The organism is Clostridium collagenovorans DSM 3089 (genome assembly GCF_900130005.1).
GTDB lineage: Bacteria > Bacillota > Clostridia > Clostridiales > Clostridiaceae > Clostridium_D > Clostridium_D collagenovorans.
Genome location: NZ_FQXP01000003.1, coordinates 364,595 through 385,881 on the forward strand (window position 1 = coordinate 364,595; position 21,287 = coordinate 385,881).

At 29.6% G+C, this 21,287-nt stretch carries 18 protein-coding genes; 14 read left to right on the top strand and 4 right to left on the bottom strand.

The genetic code is table 11. From position 1 onward, the window contains the following. Positions 1-7 precede the first annotated feature (7 nt). Positions 8-1,138 carry a THUMP domain-containing class I SAM-dependent RNA methyltransferase gene (locus tag BUA48_RS01765; protein WP_072829470.1) on the bottom strand — a complete coding sequence of 377 codons (1,131 nt, stop codon included), beginning with the start codon at positions 1,136-1,138 and terminating at the stop codon, positions 8-10. Positions 1,139-1,507: 369 nt separating this feature from the next. Here BUA48_RS01765 and BUA48_RS01770 point away from each other — a divergent pair, with 369 nt between their 5' ends. From BUA48_RS01770 to gdhA, 5 genes are all read left to right on the top strand, one after another. Continuing rightward, on the top strand, positions 1,508-3,094 hold the full coding sequence (locus BUA48_RS01770) for a DEAD/DEAH box helicase (RefSeq protein WP_072829472.1): 1,587 nt from the start codon (positions 1,508-1,510) through the stop codon (positions 3,092-3,094). A gap of 76 nt (positions 3,095-3,170) precedes the next feature. Further along, complete coding sequence (locus BUA48_RS01775; protein ID WP_072829474.1) at positions 3,171-3,881, top strand: pseudouridine synthase; 711 nt, start codon at positions 3,171-3,173, stop codon at positions 3,879-3,881. Between the two features lie 12 nt (positions 3,882-3,893). Continuing rightward, complete coding sequence (gene mnmM, locus BUA48_RS01780; protein WP_072829477.1) at positions 3,894-4,436, top strand: tRNA 5-(aminomethyl)-2-thiouridylate-methyltransferase MnmM; 543 nt, start codon at positions 3,894-3,896, stop codon at positions 4,434-4,436. 168 nt (positions 4,437-4,604) lie between these two features. Next, entirely contained in the window at positions 4,605-5,483 is an 879-nt protein-coding gene (locus BUA48_RS01785; protein WP_072829479.1) for a MurR/RpiR family transcriptional regulator, read from the top strand. A 354-nt stretch (positions 5,484-5,837) separates the two neighbouring features. Beyond that, positions 5,838-7,202, top strand: a complete 1,365-nt coding sequence (gene gdhA, locus BUA48_RS01790) for an NADP-specific glutamate dehydrogenase (RefSeq protein WP_072829481.1) — start codon at positions 5,838-5,840, stop codon at positions 7,200-7,202. Between the two features lie 34 nt (positions 7,203-7,236). On the opposite strand, the gene BUA48_RS01795 is transcribed toward gdhA, so the two are convergent. Next, complete coding sequence (locus BUA48_RS01795; protein WP_072829483.1) at positions 7,237-7,968, bottom strand: HAD-IB family hydrolase; 732 nt, start codon at positions 7,966-7,968, stop codon at positions 7,237-7,239. A 295-nt stretch (positions 7,969-8,263) separates the two neighbouring features. On the opposite strand from BUA48_RS01795, the gene yidA reads away from it, so the two are divergent. From yidA to BUA48_RS01810, 3 genes are all read left to right on the top strand, one after another. Further along, positions 8,264-9,088 carry a sugar-phosphatase gene (gene yidA / locus BUA48_RS01800; protein ID WP_072829485.1) on the top strand — a complete coding sequence of 275 codons (825 nt, stop codon included), beginning with the start codon at positions 8,264-8,266 and terminating at the stop codon, positions 9,086-9,088. 146 nt (positions 9,089-9,234) lie between these two features. Beyond that, positions 9,235-9,894, top strand: coding sequence for an MgtC/SapB family protein (locus BUA48_RS01805; protein WP_072829487.1), 660 nt, complete (start codon positions 9,235-9,237; stop codon positions 9,892-9,894). 86 nt (positions 9,895-9,980) lie between these two features. Then, a complete protein-coding gene (locus BUA48_RS01810) occupies positions 9,981-11,192 on the top strand; it encodes a CapA family protein (RefSeq protein ID WP_072829489.1) in 1,212 nt (403 codons plus the stop codon). A 99-nt stretch (positions 11,193-11,291) separates the two neighbouring features. Here the strand turns inward: BUA48_RS01810 and BUA48_RS01815 are convergent, their stop codons facing one another. After that, positions 11,292-11,474 (bottom strand): alpha/beta-type small acid-soluble spore protein, encoded by a 183-nt coding sequence (locus BUA48_RS01815; RefSeq protein WP_072829491.1) that lies wholly within the window; start codon positions 11,472-11,474, stop codon positions 11,292-11,294. An 89-nt stretch (positions 11,475-11,563) separates the two neighbouring features. Further along, a complete protein-coding gene (locus tag BUA48_RS01820; RefSeq protein WP_072829493.1) occupies positions 11,564-11,746 on the bottom strand; it encodes an alpha/beta-type small acid-soluble spore protein in 183 nt (60 codons plus the stop codon). A 329-nt stretch (positions 11,747-12,075) separates the two neighbouring features. Here BUA48_RS01820 and BUA48_RS01825 point away from each other — a divergent pair, with 329 nt between their 5' ends. From BUA48_RS01825 to BUA48_RS01850, 6 genes are all read left to right on the top strand, one after another. Next, positions 12,076-13,158 carry an undecaprenyldiphospho-muramoylpentapeptide beta-N-acetylglucosaminyltransferase gene (locus BUA48_RS01825; protein ID WP_072829495.1) on the top strand — a complete coding sequence of 361 codons (1,083 nt, stop codon included), beginning with the start codon at positions 12,076-12,078 and terminating at the stop codon, positions 13,156-13,158. Positions 13,159-13,437: 279 nt separating this feature from the next. Beyond that, entirely contained in the window at positions 13,438-14,955 is a 1,518-nt protein-coding gene (locus BUA48_RS01830; protein WP_072829497.1) for an MBL fold metallo-hydrolase RNA specificity domain-containing protein, read from the top strand. 481 nt (positions 14,956-15,436) lie between these two features. Beyond that, positions 15,437-18,961 carry a pyruvate:ferredoxin (flavodoxin) oxidoreductase gene (gene nifJ, locus BUA48_RS01835; RefSeq protein ID WP_072829499.1) on the top strand — a complete coding sequence of 1,175 codons (3,525 nt, stop codon included), beginning with the start codon at positions 15,437-15,439 and terminating at the stop codon, positions 18,959-18,961. 149 nt (positions 18,962-19,110) lie between these two features. Further along, a complete protein-coding gene (locus tag BUA48_RS01840; protein WP_072829502.1) occupies positions 19,111-19,503 on the top strand; it encodes a DUF1292 domain-containing protein in 393 nt (130 codons plus the stop codon). Between the two features lie 161 nt (positions 19,504-19,664). Beyond that, positions 19,665-20,306 carry an HAD-IB family hydrolase gene (locus BUA48_RS01845; RefSeq protein WP_072829504.1) on the top strand — a complete coding sequence of 214 codons (642 nt, stop codon included), beginning with the start codon at positions 19,665-19,667 and terminating at the stop codon, positions 20,304-20,306. Between the two features lie 25 nt (positions 20,307-20,331). After that, complete coding sequence (locus BUA48_RS01850; protein ID WP_072829506.1) at positions 20,332-21,132, top strand: aminotransferase class IV; 801 nt, start codon at positions 20,332-20,334, stop codon at positions 21,130-21,132. The last annotated feature ends 155 nt before the right edge of the window (positions 21,133-21,287 follow it).

Sequence of the window (21,287 nt, forward strand, 5' to 3'; positions counted from 1 at the left end):
ATTTACATTATTTTTTACTGTTTATATATTGATAGTAGTAACATTTAAGTCTTCCATTGTATAATTTTCTATTTTTATCAGAGTGCTTTCCAAAGTATTTTTCGAATTCCTCATAAGAAGTTATTATAAATTTATTCCATGTTGGGAAGTTAGAATAAACTTTGCCCATTTCCTTATATAAAGCTTGAATTTCAGCTAGTTCATTGAGTCTTTCTCCATAAGGAGGATTACAGATTATAAACCCATTTTTCTTTTTTGAACTAATTGTATTCATATCATTATGTTGGAAATGTATACAGTCATCAACCCCAGCTTCTATAGAATTTTCACGAGCTATAGATATAACTCTTTTATTTATATCAACACCAATTATATCTAGCTCGCAATTATAGTCTATTGCTGAATAAGCCTGTTTTCTTTCTTCTTTCCATAATTCATTAGGTATTAGGGCCCAATTTTCAGAGATAAACTTTCTGTTTAATCCAGGTGCTATATTGCGTCCGATTAATGCGGCTTCAATTGGAAGTGTACCTGATCCACAGAAAGGGTCTATAAGTGGCTTATCGGCAGTCCAACCGCTGATTTTAATTAAAGCTGCTGCTAATGTTTCTTTTAAAGGGGCTTCACTAGCTTTTTCTCTATAGCCTCTTTTATGTAAAGCATCACCACTTGTATTTATGCTTATGGTAACTATATCTTTTAATATAGATACATGTATTGGGTATTTTGCTCCATCTTCCTTGAACCAATCTACCTTATAAGTGTTTTTTAATCTTTCAACTACAGCTTTTTTTACTATGGATTGAATATCTGATAAACTAAAAAGCCCAGATTTTACGGATTTAGCATCAGCTACAGGGAACTCAGCATTTACTGGTAAATAATTTTCCCAAGGTAGAGCCTTTGTATTTTCAAATAATTCTTCAAAGGATGTGGCTTTAAATTCTCCTACTTTTATGTAGATTCTATCAGAACATCTAAGCCATAGATTAGACTTTACAATCCCTCTTTCATCAGTTAAGTAAGTTATTTTACCGTTTTCTACAGTAACATCATTATATCCTAAACTTTTTATTTCCTTAGCAACTATGGATTCTATTCCAAAGGCTGAGGTTGCAATTAATGTATAATTAGCCATGTGATCTCCTGCTTTCTATAAATAGTTATTTATTTAGTTATTTATTTATTATATACTAATAAGATTAATAATTAAAGTTAATAATATACTATATAAGAGTGAAATAATATGTTGTGAGGTATAATATAGAGTATAAAAAAGGAACTTGTGCTTAATTTGAAAGAAAAATCAAGTAATTAAGAATATTATATAAAATATTAAGAATAATAGGCCATAAAGTAAAAAAATGAAGCTATTTAATAAAATTTATAATAAAATCATCATATAATGTTGCATAATATAAAGAATACATATATAATTAATTAGTTAATTAAAATAAAATGAGATGAAATACTATGGCTAAAGTGAAAGGCAAGGTAATATATAAATATGAATAAAATGAAATTTGAAGAGTTAAATCTTTCTAATGAATTGCTACATGCAATTAAAGATATGGGATTTGAAGAAGCTACACCAATTCAATCACAGGCAATACCTATGATTTTAACTGGATGTGATGTAATAGGTCAATCACAAACAGGTACAGGAAAAACAGCGGCTTTCAGTATACCATTATTAGAAGGTTTAGATATTAAAAGTAAAGCAGTTGAAGCTTTAATTCTTTGTCCAACAAGAGAATTAGCAATTCAAATTGCAGAGGAAATGGGGAAGTTATCTAAATATAAAAAAGGTGTTAAGATGATCCCTGTATATGGTGGTCAATCAATAGATAGACAGATTAAATCACTAAAAAAAGGTGTTAATATAGTAATAGGTACTCCAGGACGTGTAATGGACCATATGCGTAGAGGTACATTAAAGTTAGAATCTTTAAAGACTATTATCTTAGATGAAGCAGATGAAATGCTAAACATGGGATTCAGAGAAGATATAGAAACTATTCTAAAGGATACAAACGAGGATAGACAAACAATCTTATTTTCAGCTACTATGGCGAAACCAATTATGGACTTAACTAAAAAGTTTCAACACAATCCAGAGATCATAAAAGTAGTACATAAAGAGTTGACAGTTAAGAATATAGAACAAATTTATTTTGAAGTAAAAGAAAAAAATAAATTAGAAATAATGACTAGACTTATAGATATGCATAACCCTAAGTTAGCTTTAATTTTCTGTAATACAAAAAGAAAAGTAGATGAAGTTGTAACACAACTTCAAACTAGAGGATACTTTGTAGATGGTTTACATGGAGATATGAAGCAAAGTCAAAGAGACAGAGTTATGGAGAAGTTCAGACGTGGTACTATAGAAATATTAGTTGCAACAGATGTAGCAGCTAGAGGTATTGATGTTGATGACGTAGAGGTTGTATTTAACTATGATATTCCTCAAGATGAAGAATACTACGTTCATAGAATAGGTAGAACAGGAAGAGCAGGAAGAACTGGTAAGGCATTTTCTTTTGTTGCTGGTAGAGAAATATATAAATTAAGAGATATACAAAAATACACTAAGACTAAGATAAGAAGAGAAGACGTACCAACATTAAATGATGTTGAAGAAGTTAAATCAGAATTAGTTTTAGATGAAATTAGAGAAGTTTTAAAAGAAGGTAATATTGCTAAGCAAAGAAACATACTTGATGATTTATTAGAAGATTATGCTTCAGTTGACGTAGCAGCAGCTCTTTTAAAATTATATGTTGGAAATAATGAAAGAGAAAATATAAAAGAAGAGTCAGAAGTATCTTTTGAAAACACTGGTGCAGAAGAAGGAATGGTAAGACTATTTATTAATATAGGAAGAAACCATAACATAAGACCAGGAGATGTTGTAGGAGCTATTGCTGGTGAAACAAGTATTCCAGGAAAATTAATAGGTTGTATTGATATATATGATAAATATACTTTTGTAGAAATTCCAAAAGAACATGCTAAAAAGGTTTTACAAACTATGAAAAACAACCAAATAAAAGGAAATAAAATCAATATAGAACCAGCTAATGGTAAATAAGATACTTATACTCCAAAGAACTTCTCTTTGGAGTATTCTTATGCAAAAAAATATATTGTAAGATAGGTGAAAGGATATGGAAGAAAGATTACAGAAATATATGGCTAGATGTGGAGTTGCTTCACGTAGAAAATGTGAGGAAATGATAAGTTCTGGTATAGTAAAAGTAAATGGTGAGGTTATTACAGAGTTAGGATTTAAGGTTAATGAGGAACTTGATAAGGTAACTGTTAATGACAAGATTATCAATATAGAAGAAAATAAGGTGTATTTTGCGCTTAATAAACCAAGAGGGTATGTATCTACTGTTAAAGATGAAAGAGGAAGAGAAACAGTACTTGATTTAGTTAAAGTAAAGGAAAGGATATATCCAATAGGAAGATTGGACTACGATACATCAGGCTTAATACTTTTAACTAATGATGGGGAGATCTTCAACAAAGTAATACATCCAAGAAAGGAAGTAAATAAAAAATACATAGCTGTAATTTCAGGAAAACCAACAGGAGATGAAATTAGAAAATTTTGCTCAGGTGTATATATAGATGGATATAAAACTGCAGAAGCTAAATTTAAGATTTTGAAAGAATTTGAAAATAAAACAGAAGTAGAAATAATAATTCATGAAGGAAAAAATCGTCAAGTAAGAAAAATGTGTGATGCAATAGGCCATAAGGTTATGTTTTTAAAAAGAATCTCTATAGGTGAAATAAGATTAGGGAAAATGCCTCTAGGAGAGTATAGAGAACTTACTTTAGATGAAGTTAATTATCTTAAAAATCTTTAGGGGGAATAGCTTATGTTTAAGTATGTTGGTGATTTAAGTAATATTGCGCAAAATGTAATAAATACTTATATAGAAGATAAAGCTATTGCTATTGACGCTACATTGGGCAATGGTCACGATACTGACTTTTTAAGTAAAGAATTTCAAAAGGTATATTCCTTTGATATACAAGAGATAGCAGTTGAAAATTATAAAAAGAAAAAGAGGGAAAATGTTGTTTTAATAAATGATTCCCATCATAAACTAAGAGATTATGTAAGAGAAGATGTGGATTGTGTTATGTATAATTTGGGATTTTTACCTGGGGGAGATAAAACTATAACTACAACATGGGAAACCACTTTAAAAAGTATAGAAGCTGCACTTGAGATGATTAAGTCCGGAGGAATAATAACAATAGGTATATATATAGGACATAATGAAGGAGAAAATGAAGGAAATAAAGTGCTTCAATTTCTTGAAAACTTGCCTAAGAATAAATATGGAGTATTATTGCATAAATTCATAAATAGAAGCAAGAGTGCGCCTATGCTAGCTATTATTGAGAAAAAATAATAAAAATTTAGACAAATGAAAGCAAAATTGTGAATTCATAAGAATATATCTATAGAAAAATGCAATTTGAACTTGATAAAAGGTGCAATTAATGATAAAATGATGAAATAGTTGCAAGAATTATGAAAGTGCAATGTTTTATTCAAAGAATTTTAAAGGAGTTTATATATGGAAAATAAGGATTTAATGAGAACCATTCAAGTTAAGTTTCCTAGATTAAGTAAGGGACAAAAACTAATTGCTGAATACATATTAAAACATTATGATAAAGCGGCTTTTATGACGGCAGCTAAACTTGGAGTTAGTGTTGGAGTAAGTGAATCCACCGTTGTTAGATTTGCAAATGAACTTGGATTTACTGGATACCCAAAATTACAAAAAGCACTTCAAGAGATGATTAAAAATAAGCTTACTACAGTGCAAAGAATAGAGTTATCTAATGATTATATAAGTCAAGAAAATGCTTTAAAGGGTGTTTTAAAGTCAGATATGGAGAATATAAGAGCAACATTAGAGAAGATAAGTTATAAAACCTTTGATAGTGTAGTAAACTCTTTATTTGGAGCTAAAAAGATTTATATAATTGGTTTAAGAAGCTCTTCAGCTTTAGCAGAATTTTTAGGATTTTATTTAAACTTAATTTTAGACAATGTTCAAGTAGTAGCTTATGGTGTTAGTGATATATTTGAGCAAATGTTAAATATATCAGAGGATGATGTTGTAATAGGAATAGGATTTCCAAGATACGCAATAAGAACCATAGAGGTTTTAAGTTTTGCACAGAGTAGAGGTGCCAAGGTTGTAGCAATAACAGATAGCTTATTATCACCTTTAGCTTCTAAAGCGGATTTTACGCTTATAGCACAAAGCAATATGGCTTCTTTTGTAGACTCCTTAGTAGCACCATTAAGTGTAATAAATGCTTTAATAATAGCAGTAGGATTGAGAGAGAAAGATAAGATATCAAATACTTTTACTAATTTAGAAGAGATTTGGCAAGAGTATGGAGTATATTCTTTGAAAGATAAAGAAAATAAATTCATATAAAATAATGTAATTTATTAATATGAAGTATAAAATTGCATAATATAAATTCAAGATTAAGGCATAAAAAAATAATATAAATTTTCTTAATTGAAATTTTGTATTATTTTTTTTATTTTGTAACAAAAAAAGGTTTGATTTTTTCTATAAATGTTATACAATAAGGGTAATACGTTAAACAATAGCACGAAAGTTCTAAATTTTGTGTTAACTTATTAACGAAACATTTTGAGTGTTATACATAAGGAGTTGAAAGTTAAACTTCAAAATCTTAAGTTATGACAGAAAAATGAAGGTCAATTAAAAATTATCTATTTTAAAAGTGAAACCAAAGTTTCATATTAGGGGGTTTTTGTAATGTCAAATACAGTAAATATCCAAGAGTACATTGCTAACGTACTTGAAAATGTTAAGAAAAGAAATTCAGGGGAGCCAGAATTTATACAAGCTGTTGAAGAGGTTTTAGGATCAATTGGACCAGTTTTAGAAAAACATCCAGAATATATAAATCAAAACCTTTTAGAAAGATTCTGTGAACCAGAAAGACAAATAATGTTTAGAGTTCCTTGGGTAGATGACAATGGAAGCGTACATGTTAACCGTGGATTTAGAGTACAATTTAATGGAACATTAGGGCCTTACAAAGGTGGTTTAAGATTCCATCCTTCAGTATATATAGGAATAATCAAATTCTTAGGATTTGAACAAATATTAAAGAACTCACTAACAGGTCTTCCAATTGGAGGAGGTAAAGGTGGTTCTGACTTCGATCCAAGAGGAAAATCAGATTCTGAAATCATGAGATTCTGTCAAAGCTTCATGACTGAATTATACAGACACATTGGACCAGATGTAGACGTACCAGCTGGAGATATCGGTGTTGGTGGAAGAGAAATTGGTTACTTATATGGCCAATACAGAAGAATCAAAGGAGCTTTCGAAAATGGAGTATTAACAGGTAAAGGTTTAAGCTACGGCGGAAGTTTAATAAGACCAGAAGCAACAGGATTTGGTGTTGCATACTTCTGTGAAGAAATATTAAAACATGAAGGAACAGACTTTAAAGGTAAAACAGTTGCTTCTTCAGGATTTGGTAACGTTGCATGGGGATTATGTAGAAAAGTTGCTGATTTAGGTGGTAAAGTTGTTACATTATCAGGACCAGATGGATACATCTATGATAAAGATGGTGTTGCAACAGATGAAAAAATTAATTTCTTAGTTGAAATGAGAAACTCTGGAAGAGATAAGGTTCAAGACTATGCTGATAAATTCGGTTGTGAATTCCACGCTGGTCAAAAACCATGGGGCGTAAAAGTTGATATTATAATACCAGCTGCTATGCAAAATGACATACATTTAGAGCATGCTAAACAAATCGTAGATAACGGAGTTAAATTCGTTTGTGAAGCTGCTAATATGCCATGTACAAATGAAGCTGTTGAATACTTCCAATCTCACGGTATAGTAGTTGGACCAGCTAAGGCTGCTAATGCAGGTGGAGTTGGTGTATCAGCTCTAGAAATGGCTCAAAATAGCATGAGATTAGCATGGACAGCAGAAGAAGTTGACCAAAAATTACACCAAATTATGGTTACAATTCACCAAAATGCTATGAAAGCTGCTGCTGATTTTGGATTTGGATATGACTTAGTTAAAGGTGCTAACATAGCTGGTTTCGTAAAAGTTGCTGAAGCTATGCACGCTCAAGGAAACTATTAATAAATAAAAAAAGAGAGGTGGTAACACCTCTCTTTTATAATATTTTTATAGAATCTGAACTCATATTATAAATAGTATCCTTACGCTCAACTATGAAGTTTATCTTTTCTTTTACTATAGGATCTTCAAGGATTTTATTTATCAATTCTTTTGTAGGATTTATTGCAGTAGGGAATTTAACACTTTTCATCATTGAAAAGTCACCAGTAGTATCACCATAGGAATAAGAATTTTCTAAATCTAGGTTATATTTTTCAACAAAGTTATTTATAGCTTTCTTTTTATTAACGCTATCCCACATTGCTACAACTTCGCCAGTATACATATCATTTTCATTTAATGAGTATACAGTTCCTATATAATCATCAAATCCATGCCTTACAGCCATTTCCTTTACAAGTTCTATAGGGCTTCCTGAAATTGTTATGAGTACGTGTCCTTGAGCTTTATGCCACTTAATCCTATCTCTTGTGTAAGTATAAACTCTATCACCCTTTTGAGTTACAACATTTTTAGCTATGAATTCAATTTGAGATCTATGAAGACCTTTTATAGCTTCAGTATATATGTCAGCCATTTTTAATAAATAGTGATCATAGTTTCCAATACGTTTATCCCATTTCACATAATATGGTTTAACCTCGTTATACCATCTTTCTTGGTCTATTATTTCGCTCTTAATTAATTTTTTAAAAACTTCAGTTATTAATCCTTCTCTATATAAAGTTCCATCAATATCAAAAAAAGCTGCGATTTTCTTTTCCATAACATCACTCCTAATATAAATAATTCTTCACATTATATAATATTTTGCATTAAAATTAAAGAAGAATACAAAAATTTATTTAAATTTGAAAAAAATATTTTAAAATGAGGGAAAATTAGAAAGTAATAAATTTAATAATTGTATAAAATATTTTATGCATCATAATAAGAAAGGTGATATAATAGTGTAGAATTTACAAGTATGAGTATAAAAGGACGTTGTTTATAAGCTTAGAAGTTTCATTTAACTTAAATATGATATATAAACTATGTTATTTAATATAGGAGGGGATAAGATGTACAAATTAATAGCTTTAGATATTGATGGTACTTTAGTTACGAAAAAAGCTAAAATTACAGAGGAAAATCTTTTGTGCATAAAAGAGGCTAAGGAAAAGGGTATTAAAGTCGTATTGGCTTCAGGAAGACCTTTAAAGGGATTAAATAGATTTTTAAAGGAACTTGATTTGGTAAATAAGGGGGATTATGCAGTTGGGTACAATGGAGCTATTGTGCAAGACACATATACAGAAGAAATAATTAATATCACACCCTTAGATATTGACTGCTATGAAGAATTATATAAAATTAGTTTAGAAATGGGTGTTAATATACATGCACTTACAAAGTCTAAGGTTATAACACCTAAGATTAATAAGTATTCTCAGCTAGAAGCAGATTTGAATGGAATAGAAATAGAAGAAATAGCTTTAAAAGATATAAAACCAGAAGAGACTATAGTTAAGGTTATGATGATAGATGATCCAGAGTTACTTGATAATGTAGTTCGAAATTTATCACAAGAAATAAAGGATAAATACACTATAGTTAAAAGTGCACCTTACTTTTTAGAGTTTTTACATAATAAGGCTAATAAATGGTCTGGTGTTTTTGGATTGGCAGAAAAACTAGGAATAAAAAGTCAAGAAATCATATGTGTTGGTGATGAAGAAAATGATATACATATGATAGAAAATGCTGGATTAGGTGTAGCTATGGGGAATGCAGTTCCTAAGATTAAGGAAGTAGCAGATTATATCACTTTAAGTAATGAAGAGAGTGGAGTAGCACATGTAATAAAAAAATTTATATTAGAAGATAAAGAAGAACATAGTGCGTAAAAACAAAGTAGTGGGACTTGCTCACTACTTTATTTATTATAAATAGTAAAAAATAATACAAATTTATCACTTAAAACTCACTAAAGTAATTATTTTATATACATTAATAATAAGAAAAATATTAATATATATAAGGAAGTGAGTTTATGGACATGTATGAAATTTGTATAAGATTGTGCTTAGCAGTTGCTATTAGTGCTATAATAGGATTTGATAGAGAACAAAAAAACAGACCTGCAGGTCTAAGAACTCATATTCTGGTTTGCTTAGGTGCTACAATAATATCTATTTTAGAGGTTTACTTAATATATGATGCAAAAAACCTTATTATTAATTATCCTGATATATATAATAGTATAAAAATAGATATGAGTAGAATTGGAGCGCAAGTAATAACAGGAGTAGGGTTTTTAGGTGCTGGCTCTATAATTCAGGAAAAGGGTAACGTAAAAGGCTTAACTACTGCTGCTAGTTTATGGGTGGTGGCATGTCTTGGTTTAGTAATAGGAAAAGGATATTATATATTTTCAATAATATGTAGTCTTATAGTTTTTGTAGTCTTAGCTTCTATGAAAAATTTTGAAAATGGACACTTTGAAAAGATCTATACTATGGATATAGAAATTGCATCTAATGACATTAAATCACTAAAGGTGCTTAATGAATTAATAGAAGAAGATGAAGTTAGAGTAAAGTCTATTTCTGTAAAATATAATGATAAATTAAAGGGCTATATATATAAATATAGTATTGAAAGTGGGAAAAACACAACTATTAATAAGATATTGGAAAAAGTATATAAATAAAATTAATTAAATAGAGTTAATTTGCAAATAAAAATAAAATATGGTACAATTTGGTAAGAATATAAAGTAGATTATGAGGAGGGTATATGAAGAAAAATAGTAAATTTCTAATTCTAGGGCTTTTATCAATTATGTTGATATTATCATTAGCAATTCCTCAAAATAAATCAGGAGCAGTAAGTAGTAAAGAAGAGCTATTAAGCACTAGTAAAGAGGAATTTAGAAAAAATACTGATGATGAAATAGTTTTGAGTTTTATGGGGAATATCATATTAAAGAATAAAGATCTAAAGTCTTATGACATGGAAAAGCTAAAAAGTTATTTTGAAAATATAAATTACTTTACCAAGACATCAGATGTTGTATCTGCTCAAGTAGAGGGGAAAGTAGTTGAAAATATAGATGGTTCAGATGAAAACCTAGTTATTCCGCAGAGCTTTTTACAGAGCATGAAGGATTCAAATATTAATTATGTTCAAACAGCAAATGGGGTAAATATTAAAGAATCTACAACAGAGCTTTTTAAAATGCAAGAAGTTTTAAGTTTTAATAATATGAAAAACTTAGGTAGTAGATATAGCTTAGATGAAGAACCTTATATTATTGAAGAGGTAAAAGGTAAAAAGATAGGGATAGTAAACTTTTCTAACTTAATTGCGAAGGATGGAAGATTCTATATGGATAATATGGAGGTTAGCAAGCAAGCAGCTAGTTTAGTAAATACTATAAATTATGAAGCTTTAGGAGAAGATACTAAAAAAATAAAATCTATAATTAAGGAAATGAGTACTCAATGTGATTTTATTATATCCTATGTTAATTTTTTAGATGATAAGTCTAATTTAACAAAAGAAAGAGAAAATACAATTATAAAAACTTTTAATGAATCTGGGGTTGATATAATTGTGGGTACTGGAAAAAGCAAAATATCTCCTATAAAGAAAGTTAAAAATGAATTTAACAATAATGAAACAATAGTAATATACTCTTTAGGTGATATAAAAATGTGTGATAATGAATTTAATATAGAAAACAGTAGTATAATGGCAACAATTTCTTTGAATATAAAGGATGAAAATATAAAGATAAAAGATATTAATTATGTTCCCTTATATGTTTATAGATTTGGGGAGAAAGATTCAGGTGAATATAAAATATTACCCTTAAGTTTTATATCTTCAGGAAAAAATAATTATAATGTAAAAAGTGATGATTTATTAAGACTAGATGACTTAAAAAGAGATGTAATAAAAGTAGTTGAAAATAGAGAAGAAAAAGTTTATTTATATAAAAAATAAAAGGTAGACAGTTTACACTGTCTACCCAAATCTTTTACTACATGCAATTAGCTTTGAAGTATGTAGTATTGATTTAGTAATCTTATCTTACAAGATAGCTTATTTTAAGCCATTTTCGTAAGCAGAAACCATTTTCTTTACCATTTCTCCGCCAACTGATCCACATTCTTTACTTGTAAGGTTTCCATTATAATCTGAGAAATTTACTCCTAATTCTCTAGCTGTTTCCATTTTTAAATTATTTAAACCTTGTTTTGCCTCTGGAATTAAATTTTTTGCCATAATAATATCCTCCTTACAGGACTATTCAATAGTCTGTGTTCATTGTAGTAAATTTAGTAATAAGTTTGGTTTAGATCTCATGATTTAAATTATAAATTTTTTTCATAAGATTCAACCATTTTTTTAACCATTTGGCCACCAACAGAACCGTTTTCTTTACTAGTTAAGTTTCCATTGTAACCTTGGTTTAATGTAACGCCAACTTCTTTAGCAGCTTCCATTTTAAATTGGTTTAATTTTTCTTTAGCTTCTGGTACTAAATTCTTTGCCATGTTTCTCACCTCCTTCGTTGCTTTGTAATACTATTATGACTCGAAATGAAAATTATATGCGTAGTTTGTTTTAGGCATTTTAGAGAAAGCTTTCACATATTTCCAAAATAATGAATAATCATATCAAGATAATGGAAAAATAAAAAATAGCTACATTATATATATAAACAAAAAATAGCTATAAAAAAGATTAAAAAATTTATAAAATAATATGATTTTTTTTGAATATAGGCATTAAAACTCTAAATATATTAAAATAAAAGGTCAATTTTAATGGCTAAATCAATAAAAATATATATAATAGAATTAAGGAATATAAAAAGAATTAAATGGTGGTGGAAACTTTGAGTAAAAAGATAATAATGACAGGTGGAGGATCAGCAGGACATGTAACTCCTAATCTAGCCTTAATACCAAGATTAAAAGAAGAAGGCTATGAAGTTCAGTATATAGGTACAAAGGATGGAATAGAAAGAAAAATTATAGAAGATGCAAAAATACCATATCATGCAATAGAAAGTGGAAAGCTTAGAAGATATTTTGATATAAAAAATTTTTCAGATCCTTTTAAAGTTATAAAGGGTGTTTTTCAAGCTAAGAAGATAATAAAAAATGAAAAACCTGATGTAGTTTTTTCAAAGGGTGGTTTTGTTGCAGTTCCGGTTGTAATAGGTGCATATTTAAATAAAATACCTGTACTTACACATGAATCTGATATGACTCCAGGCTTAGCAAATAAGTTAGCTACACCTTATTGTACTAAGGTTTGTGTTACCTTTCCTGAGTCAGTAGAGAAGGTTAAAAATAATAAGGGCGTTTTAACAGGTACTCCAATAAGAAGTGAATTATTTAAGGGAAGCAAAGAAAAGGGAAAAAGCTTCTGTGGATTTAAAAATAATAAGCCTGTAATAATGTTAATGGGTGGAAGTTTAGGTTCAAAGGTTTTAAATGACTCTCTAAGAGGTGTTTTAGATAAACTTTTAAAATCTTATAATGTAATTCATATATGTGGAAAAGGCCATATAGACGAAAGTTTAAATAATAAAGAGGGATATAGACAGTTTGAGTATATAAGTAAGGAACTTCCGGACTTAATGGCTTTAGCTGATATGTTTATATCTAGATCGGGTGCTAACTCTATTTTTGAATTTTTAGCGCTTAAAAAACCAAATATATTAGTACCACTTTCAATTAATGCAAGCAGAGGAGATCAAATTCTAAATGCAAAGTCTTTTGAGAAGAGTGGATATAGCGTTGTTATACAAGAAGAGGATTTAAATGCTGATATACTTTTAACAAAGATTGAAGCATTATATAGAGATAAAGAGAAATATATTGAGAGTATGGAGAATTCTAAGGTGAAAAATGGGGTTGAACAAATAATTTCACTAATAAAGAAATACTCTAAATAATTATAACTGAATTTATAAATATATTTCATATGAAATATTATAAGTTCTTTTATTCAAAATTTAATAATTATAATTTATAAAGAAACTATTTTAAGCTTAAATTAAACATAAGTATTTTAAATTTATGTTATTTATATTAAGTTTAATAGTTTCTTTATTCCTTTTTTGTATAAGAGCATATAATATATTGCAAACAGAATAATTTATTATATAGCTATGAAGATTTCATATAGGGTCAGCATATAATAAAAGAAAGTAGTTTTAATTTGGAGGTAGACAGTGAAAATTAAATTTTTAGGAGCTGCTGGGAGAGTAACAGGATCTTGCCACATGTTGATAGTTAATGGTAGAAAGGTTTTATTGGATTGTGGCTTATTTCAAGGCAAGGATGAAAGTGTAATAGGAAATGAAAGATTTAATTTTAATCCTAAAGAAATAGAATTTGTTATATTGTCACATGCCCATATAGATCATAGTGGTAGAATTCCTCTTTTATACAAGCAAGGATTTAAGGGACAAGTCATATGTACAGAGGGTACCAATGATTTATGCAAAGTTATGTTGCCAGATAGTGGATATGTACAAGAAACTGAAATAGAGTGGAAAAATAAGAGAAGGAGAAGACAGGGTTTGGCTGCTGTAGAACCTCTATATACTGCTAAAATAGCTCAGTTATCCACATATTTATTTACAGGATTTCCTTATGATGAAATAATAGAAGTGTTTCCGGGTTTAAAGGTTAGATTCAAGGATGCAGGGCATTTACTTGGCTCAGCTATAGTTGAATTATTTATAAAGGAAGAGGGTAAAGAAGAAATTAAAATTGTCTTTAGTGGAGACTTAGGTCATAAAGATATTCCTTTAATTAAAAATCCAACGAATATAGATTATGCTGATTATGTAATAATGGAGACAACCTATGGAAACAGATATCATTCTCCTATTGATAAAGAACTACAACAATTAGTTAAAATAATAAAAGAGACTTTTAGAAATGGTGGTAATGTAGTTATACCATCCTTTGCTGTAGGAAGAACTCAAGAGGTATTATATGCTTTAAATAATTATATAGAAAGTAATTTGCTAAATAATATAAAAGTTTATGTTGATAGTCCACTAGCTTCAGAGGCAACTAGTATTTTTAAGGATTATGAAGAATATTATGATGATACTGCAAGAAAGTTAATTGAGGAAGGTAAGCATCCCCTTGATTTTAAGGGATTAATGTTCACAAAGACCTTAGGAGATTCAATGGCTGTAAATAAAATTCAAAATTCAGCTATTATAATTTCTGCAAGTGGTATGTGTGAAGCGGGAAGAATAAAACACCATCTTAAGCATAATCTTTGGCGTGAGGAATGTTCTATAGTATTTGTTGGATATCAAGCAGAAGGTACTTTAGGAAGAGCTATATTAGACGGAAATAAGAAGGTAAATATTCTAGGAGAAGAAATAGCAATAAATGCAAAAATATATAATTTACCAGGATTATCAGGACATGCAGATAGAGAGGGGTTATATAGTTGGTTAAGAGCATTTAAGAAGAAACCAAAGGAAGTTGTCTTAGTACATGGAGATGTAGATGAAAGAGAAAGCTTCAATGAACTTCTAAAGAGCAATAATTATAAAACTAGAATGGTTAACTTAGGTGAAAGTTTCATAATAAATGAAAATCATATAAATGATACAACACTTAAACAACGAATTATTAATTTTTTAGATGATTATGAGGAAGTTAATGAGATAAATAAGATGGTAGTACTTGAGAAAATAAAGGATATAATAACTGAAGATTAAAAAAGCGAGTATATTTTATATAAAACTACAAAGAATATAGGAGTTATGTTTACTTTGAGAAACATAACTCCTATATTCTTTTATGTTTATAAATAGAGATATAATTATATAAAAAGATAAAAATAAAAGTTAATTATTCAATATTCAGTATATTTTAAAAAATAAAGATAAAAATTAATGAGTGTAAAAGAATTTCAAGAGATTATTATTTTTTTAACAATCTAAGAATGCAAATAAAAAAAGCAGGTTACATATGGTCATAAAAGGCATATAAGGACTTTACATAATCGGATTTTAAGTGTATATTATAAGTGTAAATTGTGGGGCCTTGTAATAGATTTTTACAATGAAAAATTTGCTATTACATACTCAAATAAAAAGATTATGTTTACTATAAGATACTTAAGTTGTGGTAAAAGAATTATCATAATATTAAGTAAAAAATAGATTGAACTATTAAATTAAGAAGGAAGGGTTAGCCATGTTAAGAAAAATGAAAACTATGGATGGTAACACTGCAGCTGCGTATGTTTCATATGCATTTACAGACGTTGCAGCAATTTATCCTATTACTCCATCATCAACTATGGGGGAAAAAGTTGACGAGTGGGCAGCAGCTGGTCAAAAAAATATTTTTGGTCAAACTGTAAAAGTAATGGAAATGCAATCAGAAGCTGGAGCAGCTGGAGCAGTTCACGGATCATTACAAGCAGGTGCATTAACAACTACTTATACTGCATCTCAAGGTCTATTACTTATGATACCTAATATGTATAAAATAGCTGGAGAATTATTACCAGGTGTTTTCCATGTAAGTGCAAGAGCATTAGCAACAAATGCATTATCAATCTTTGGAGATCACCAAGACGTAATGGCATCTAGACAAACAGGATTTGCTTTCTTAGCATCAAATAGTGTTCAACAATCAATGGACTTAGCACCAGTAGCTCACTTAGCAGCAATCAAGGGAAGAGTTCCATTTGTACACTTCTTTGACGGATTTAGAACTTCTCATGAAATTCAAAAAATCCAAATCTGGAGCAATGAGCAACTAGCAGAGTTAGCAGAACCAGTTATGGATGATATTAAAGCATTCAGAAAGAAAGCTTTAAATCCAGAGCACCCAGTAACTAGAGGTACTGCTCAAAACCCAGATATATACTTCCAAGGAAGAGAAGCTTCTAACAAATTCTACATGGAGTTACCAGAATTAGTAGAAGAATTCATGGGTAACATTAATAAGATGATAGGAACTGACTACCACTTATTCAACTACTATGGAGCACAAGATGCTGACAGAGTTATAGTTGCTATGGGTTCAGTTTGTGAAACAATAGAAGAAACAATCGATTATTTAAATGCTAGAGGAGAAAAAGTAGGTCTTTTATCAGTTCATTTATACAGACCATTCTCAATAGAGCATTTCCATAAATTTATTCCTAAAACAGTTAAGAGAATTGCTGTTTTAGACAGAACAAAGGAACCAGGATCAACTGGTGAACCATTATACTTAGACGTTAGAGATGCATTCTATGACGTTGAAAACAAACCAGTTATAGTTGGTGGAAGATATGGATTAGGTTCAAAAGACACTACTCCAGCTCAAATTATAGCTGTATACAACAACTTAAATACTGCAGAACCAAAACACAACTTCACAATTGGTATAGTTGATGATGTTACTTTCACATCTTTACCAACAGGAGAAGAAGTAGATGTAGCTGCTAAAGGAACAACAGCTTGTAAGTTCTGGGGATTAGGTTCAGACGGAACAGTTGGAGCTAATAAATCAGCAATAAAAATTATCGGAGACCATACAGATATGTATGCTCAAGGATATTTCTCATATGACTCTAAAAAATCTGGTGGTATAACTGTATCTCACTTAAGATTTGGTAAAGAGAAAATAAAATCAACTTACTTAATCAATAAAGCTGATTATGTTGCTTGCCATAACCAATCATATGTATATAAATATGACGTTTTAGCAGGTATTAAAGATGGTGGTACATTCTTATTAAACACTATTTGGAACAAAGAAGAAGTAGAAGCTCACTTACCAAATAGTATGAAAAAATATATTGCAGAGCACAACATTCATTTCTATACATTAGATGCTGTTGGTATAGCTCAAGAAATTGGTTTAGGTGGAAGAATTAACATGATAATGCAATCAGCATTCTTCAAGTTAGCTAACATTATTCCAATGGAAGATGCAGTTAAATACTTAAAAGACGCCGTTGTTACTTCTTATGGTAAAAAAGGTGAAAAAGTAGTTAAAATGAACCATGATGCTATTGATAAAGGTATAAACGCAGTAGTTAAAATTGATGTTCCAGAAAGCTGGAAATCAGTAGAATGCTGTAAAGCAGAAGAAACTATGGAAAAACCTGCATTTATAACTGAAATAGTTGATGTAATGAATAGACAAGAAGGAGATTTACTTCCAGTAAGCTCATTCTTAGAAGGTGTTGATGGTACATTCCCAGCAGGAACTGCTGCTTATGAGAAGAGAGGAATAGCTGTTAACGTACCAGAATGGCAAATGGATAAGTGTATCCAATGTAACCAATGTGCGTATGTTTGTCCACACGCTACAATAAGACCAGTTCTTATGACAGAAGAAGAAGCTAATAATGCTCCAGCAAGCATGAGACATAAGAAAGCTGCTGGTGGAGCAAACTTTGCAGGATATGAGTTCTCAATTACAGTTAGTCCATTAGACTGTACAGGATGTGGAAACTGTGCTGAGGTATGTCCAGCTAAAGAAAAAGCTCTTATTATGAAACCAATTGAATCTCAAATGCCAGAACAAGAAGCATTTGACTATGGTGTAAAAGTACCAGTTAAGAAAAACCCAATGAACGCTGAAACAGTAAAAGGAAGTCAATTTGAAACTCCATTACTAGAGTTCTCAGGTGCTTGTGCTGGATGTGGAGAAACACCATACGCTAAATTAATCACTCAATTATTTGGTGATAGAATGTATGTAGCTAATGCTACAGGATGTTCTTCTATTTGGGGAGGAAGTGCACCTTCAACTCCATATACTAAAAACCAAAAGGGTCATGGACCAGCTTGGGCTAACTCATTATTCGAAGATAATGCTGAATATGGATTAGGTATGTTCTTAGCAGTATCTCAAATGAGAGATAAGTTAGAAGAATTAGCAAAAGAAGCTCAAGATAGCAACTTAAGTGCTGAATTAAAAGCTGCTTTAGCTAAATGGGTAGAAAACAAAAACTGTGCAGAAGGTTCAAAAGCTGCTAAAGCTGAATTAATGCCATTATTAGAAGCTGAAAAAGCTAACCCAATTGCAGCTGCAGTTTTAGAAAAAGAAGAATTCTTAGTTAAGAAATCTCAATGGATCTTTGGTGGAGACGGTTGGGCATACGACATCGGATACGGCGGAGTTGACCACGTTTTAGCATCAGGTGAAAATGTAAATATATTTGTATTTGATACAGAAGTTTACTCAAATACAGGTGGTCAATCTTCAAAATCTACTCCAACAGCTGCTATAGCTAAATTTGCTGCTGCTGGTAAGAGAACTAAGAAGAAAGATCTTGGAATGATGGCAATGAGCTATGGTTATGTATATGTTGCTCAAATAGCTATGGGTGCTGATAAGAACCAAACTATTAAAGCTATAACTGAAGCAGAAAAATATGATGGACCATCATTAATAATTGGTTATGCTCCATGTATCAACCACGGAATTAAGAGTGGTATGGGAACAACTCAATTAGAGCAAAAGAAAGCTGTTGATTCAGGATATTGGGCATTATATAGATTTAACCCAATGTTAAAAGAAGAAGGTAAGAATCCATTTACTTTAGATTCTAAAGAACCTACAACAAACTTCAGAGACTTCTTAAGAGGAGAAGTAAGATATGCTTCTTTAGAAAAAGTTGCTCCAGAGTTAGCTGAAAAGTTATTTGAGAAAACTGAAAAAGATGCAATGGATAGATTAGAAAGTTATAAAAGACTTGCTAAAGACCTATAATAGTATATAAAGAGAGGGGGAGAAATCCCCCTTTCTTTTTTTGAAATAATAAAGAATGGTTATCTTTTAAATAAATTTATTAAAAGTACTTTTAAAATTTGTGATTAAAGGGTATTATTATACTATAACCATTTTAGGAGGGAAATAATATGTGTAAAGAAAAAAAATGTAATTGCGAAGAAGAAGTAACAACTAGTAGTTGTGGATGTCATGACCACGGATGTGGATGTGGAGATCACACAGAGCATGATGCATGTGGATGCGGATGTGGATGTGGTGATGAAATAGCACCTTTAATAGTTGAATTAGAAGATGAAAATGGAAATGTAGTATCTTGCGAAATCGTTGATGGTTTTGAATATAAGGATAAAGAATATGCAGTAGTTGTTAATCCAGAAGATGAAAGTTACTATATCTTTGAAGTTGTTGCTGATGAAGAAGATGAAGAATCAGGAGAATTAGTAGTACCTTCTGAAGAAGAGTTTGATGCAGTAAGAGAGTACTATGAAGAGTTATTAGCAACTGACGAAGAAGAACAATAATAATCTTCTAAAGTGGTTAAGCAAGTGATAAATAGTTAATATTCTATTTATTACATGTTTAAAGAATAATGAGAAGTATACATTGAATTATAAGAAACCGATGCGAAAGCAACGGTTTTTTATAATTAGTAAAAATAAAGAAATTTAGGATGGAAGAAAAAGTGGAAAGATTAGCGATATTTGATGTGGATTTTACATTAACAAGTAAAGAAACCTTAGCAGAATTTTATCTATTTGTATTAAAAAAGAACCCTAAGTATATAAAATATTTGCCAGGAATCTTAAGCTCTTCATTACTTTATGGATGCAAGATATATGATGAAAGAAAAGTTAAGGAAAGAGTTATAGCCTTTATCAATGGAATAGAGGAAAAAGACATACAAAGAACAGTAAAGGAATTTTATCATAAAGTATTAAATAAAATTTTATATAAGGATGCTTTAGATATTATAAAGAAAATGAAGAAAGAGGGATATAAGATAATTTTAATTTCTGCTTCACCAGAATTATACCTAAAGGAATTATATAATATAAAAGAAGTTGATTTAGTTATGGGAAGCAAGTTCCATTGTAATGATGGTAAATATGTAAATAAGATGATGGGTGAAAACTGTAAGGGAGAAGAGAAGGTAAGAAGATTAAAAGCTTACTTGAAAGAAGAAAATATAGAAGTAGATTTTAAGGAATCACATATGTTTTCTGATTCTTTAGCAGATGCGCCATTATTAGATTTAGTAGGGCATCCACATTTAATAAACTTTAAAAAGAAACACAATAAGTATGAAATTCTAAATTGGAAATAAATTAAGCCTAGAGAGGGTGAAGAGTATGAAAGGTATCTTTAATGGTAATGTATTAGAAGAGCTTGAAGTAAAAGAGTTATCTAGTAGTAAAGAAAAATTAATATATGAAGTGATTAGAATAATAGAAAAGAAGCCTCTCTTCTTTTCTAGTCATATAAAAAGATTACTTAATAGTGCTAATATGATGAAGGTTAATATTCCATTTACAGAACATGAAATAAAAGAGTTTATCTTAAAATTAGTGGAGATTAATCAGGTTAAAGAAGGAAATATAAAAATAGTTTTTAATAGTAAAACTTCAGATTTAGGAATGTATTTTATACCTCATAGCTATCCAAGTAAGGAAGATTATGAAAATGGTGTAAGAACCATCTTATATTATGGAGAAAGAGAAAATCCTAATGCTAAAATAGTGAATAATAGTTTTAGAGAAAAGGTAGATAATGAAATAAGAAAAAACAATGTCTATGAGGCTATTTTAGTAGATAATAATGGATATATAACGGAAGGAAGTAAGTCTAATATTTTTTCAATCAAAGGTGGCGTTTTATATACTGCACCAGTAGAAAAAGTTCTTCCTGGAATAACAAGGGAGTTTATAATACAGGCTATAAAAGAATTGGAATATGAAGTAGTGGAAAAAAGGATTCAAGTAGAAGAATTTTTATATATGGATGGAATGTTTATTTCAGGAACCTCACCAAAAATACTTCCAATATGTAAAGTTAATGATAAAGAATTTAACTCTAGTAGTAATGAAGATATAGTAAAATTAATTAAGAAATTTAATGAGTTTATAGAAGAGGATATAAGAAATTTTATATAAACAATTACTTAGAAAAGATGCTGTTACCTTAATAAATTTATATACCATATATAGTATTTATAATGAAATTATAAACTCTATATGTTGTAAGATTTATTATTAGTGTAATGGCTTCTTTTTTTATTGAAGAAAAACTTAAGAAATAGTCTTGAAAT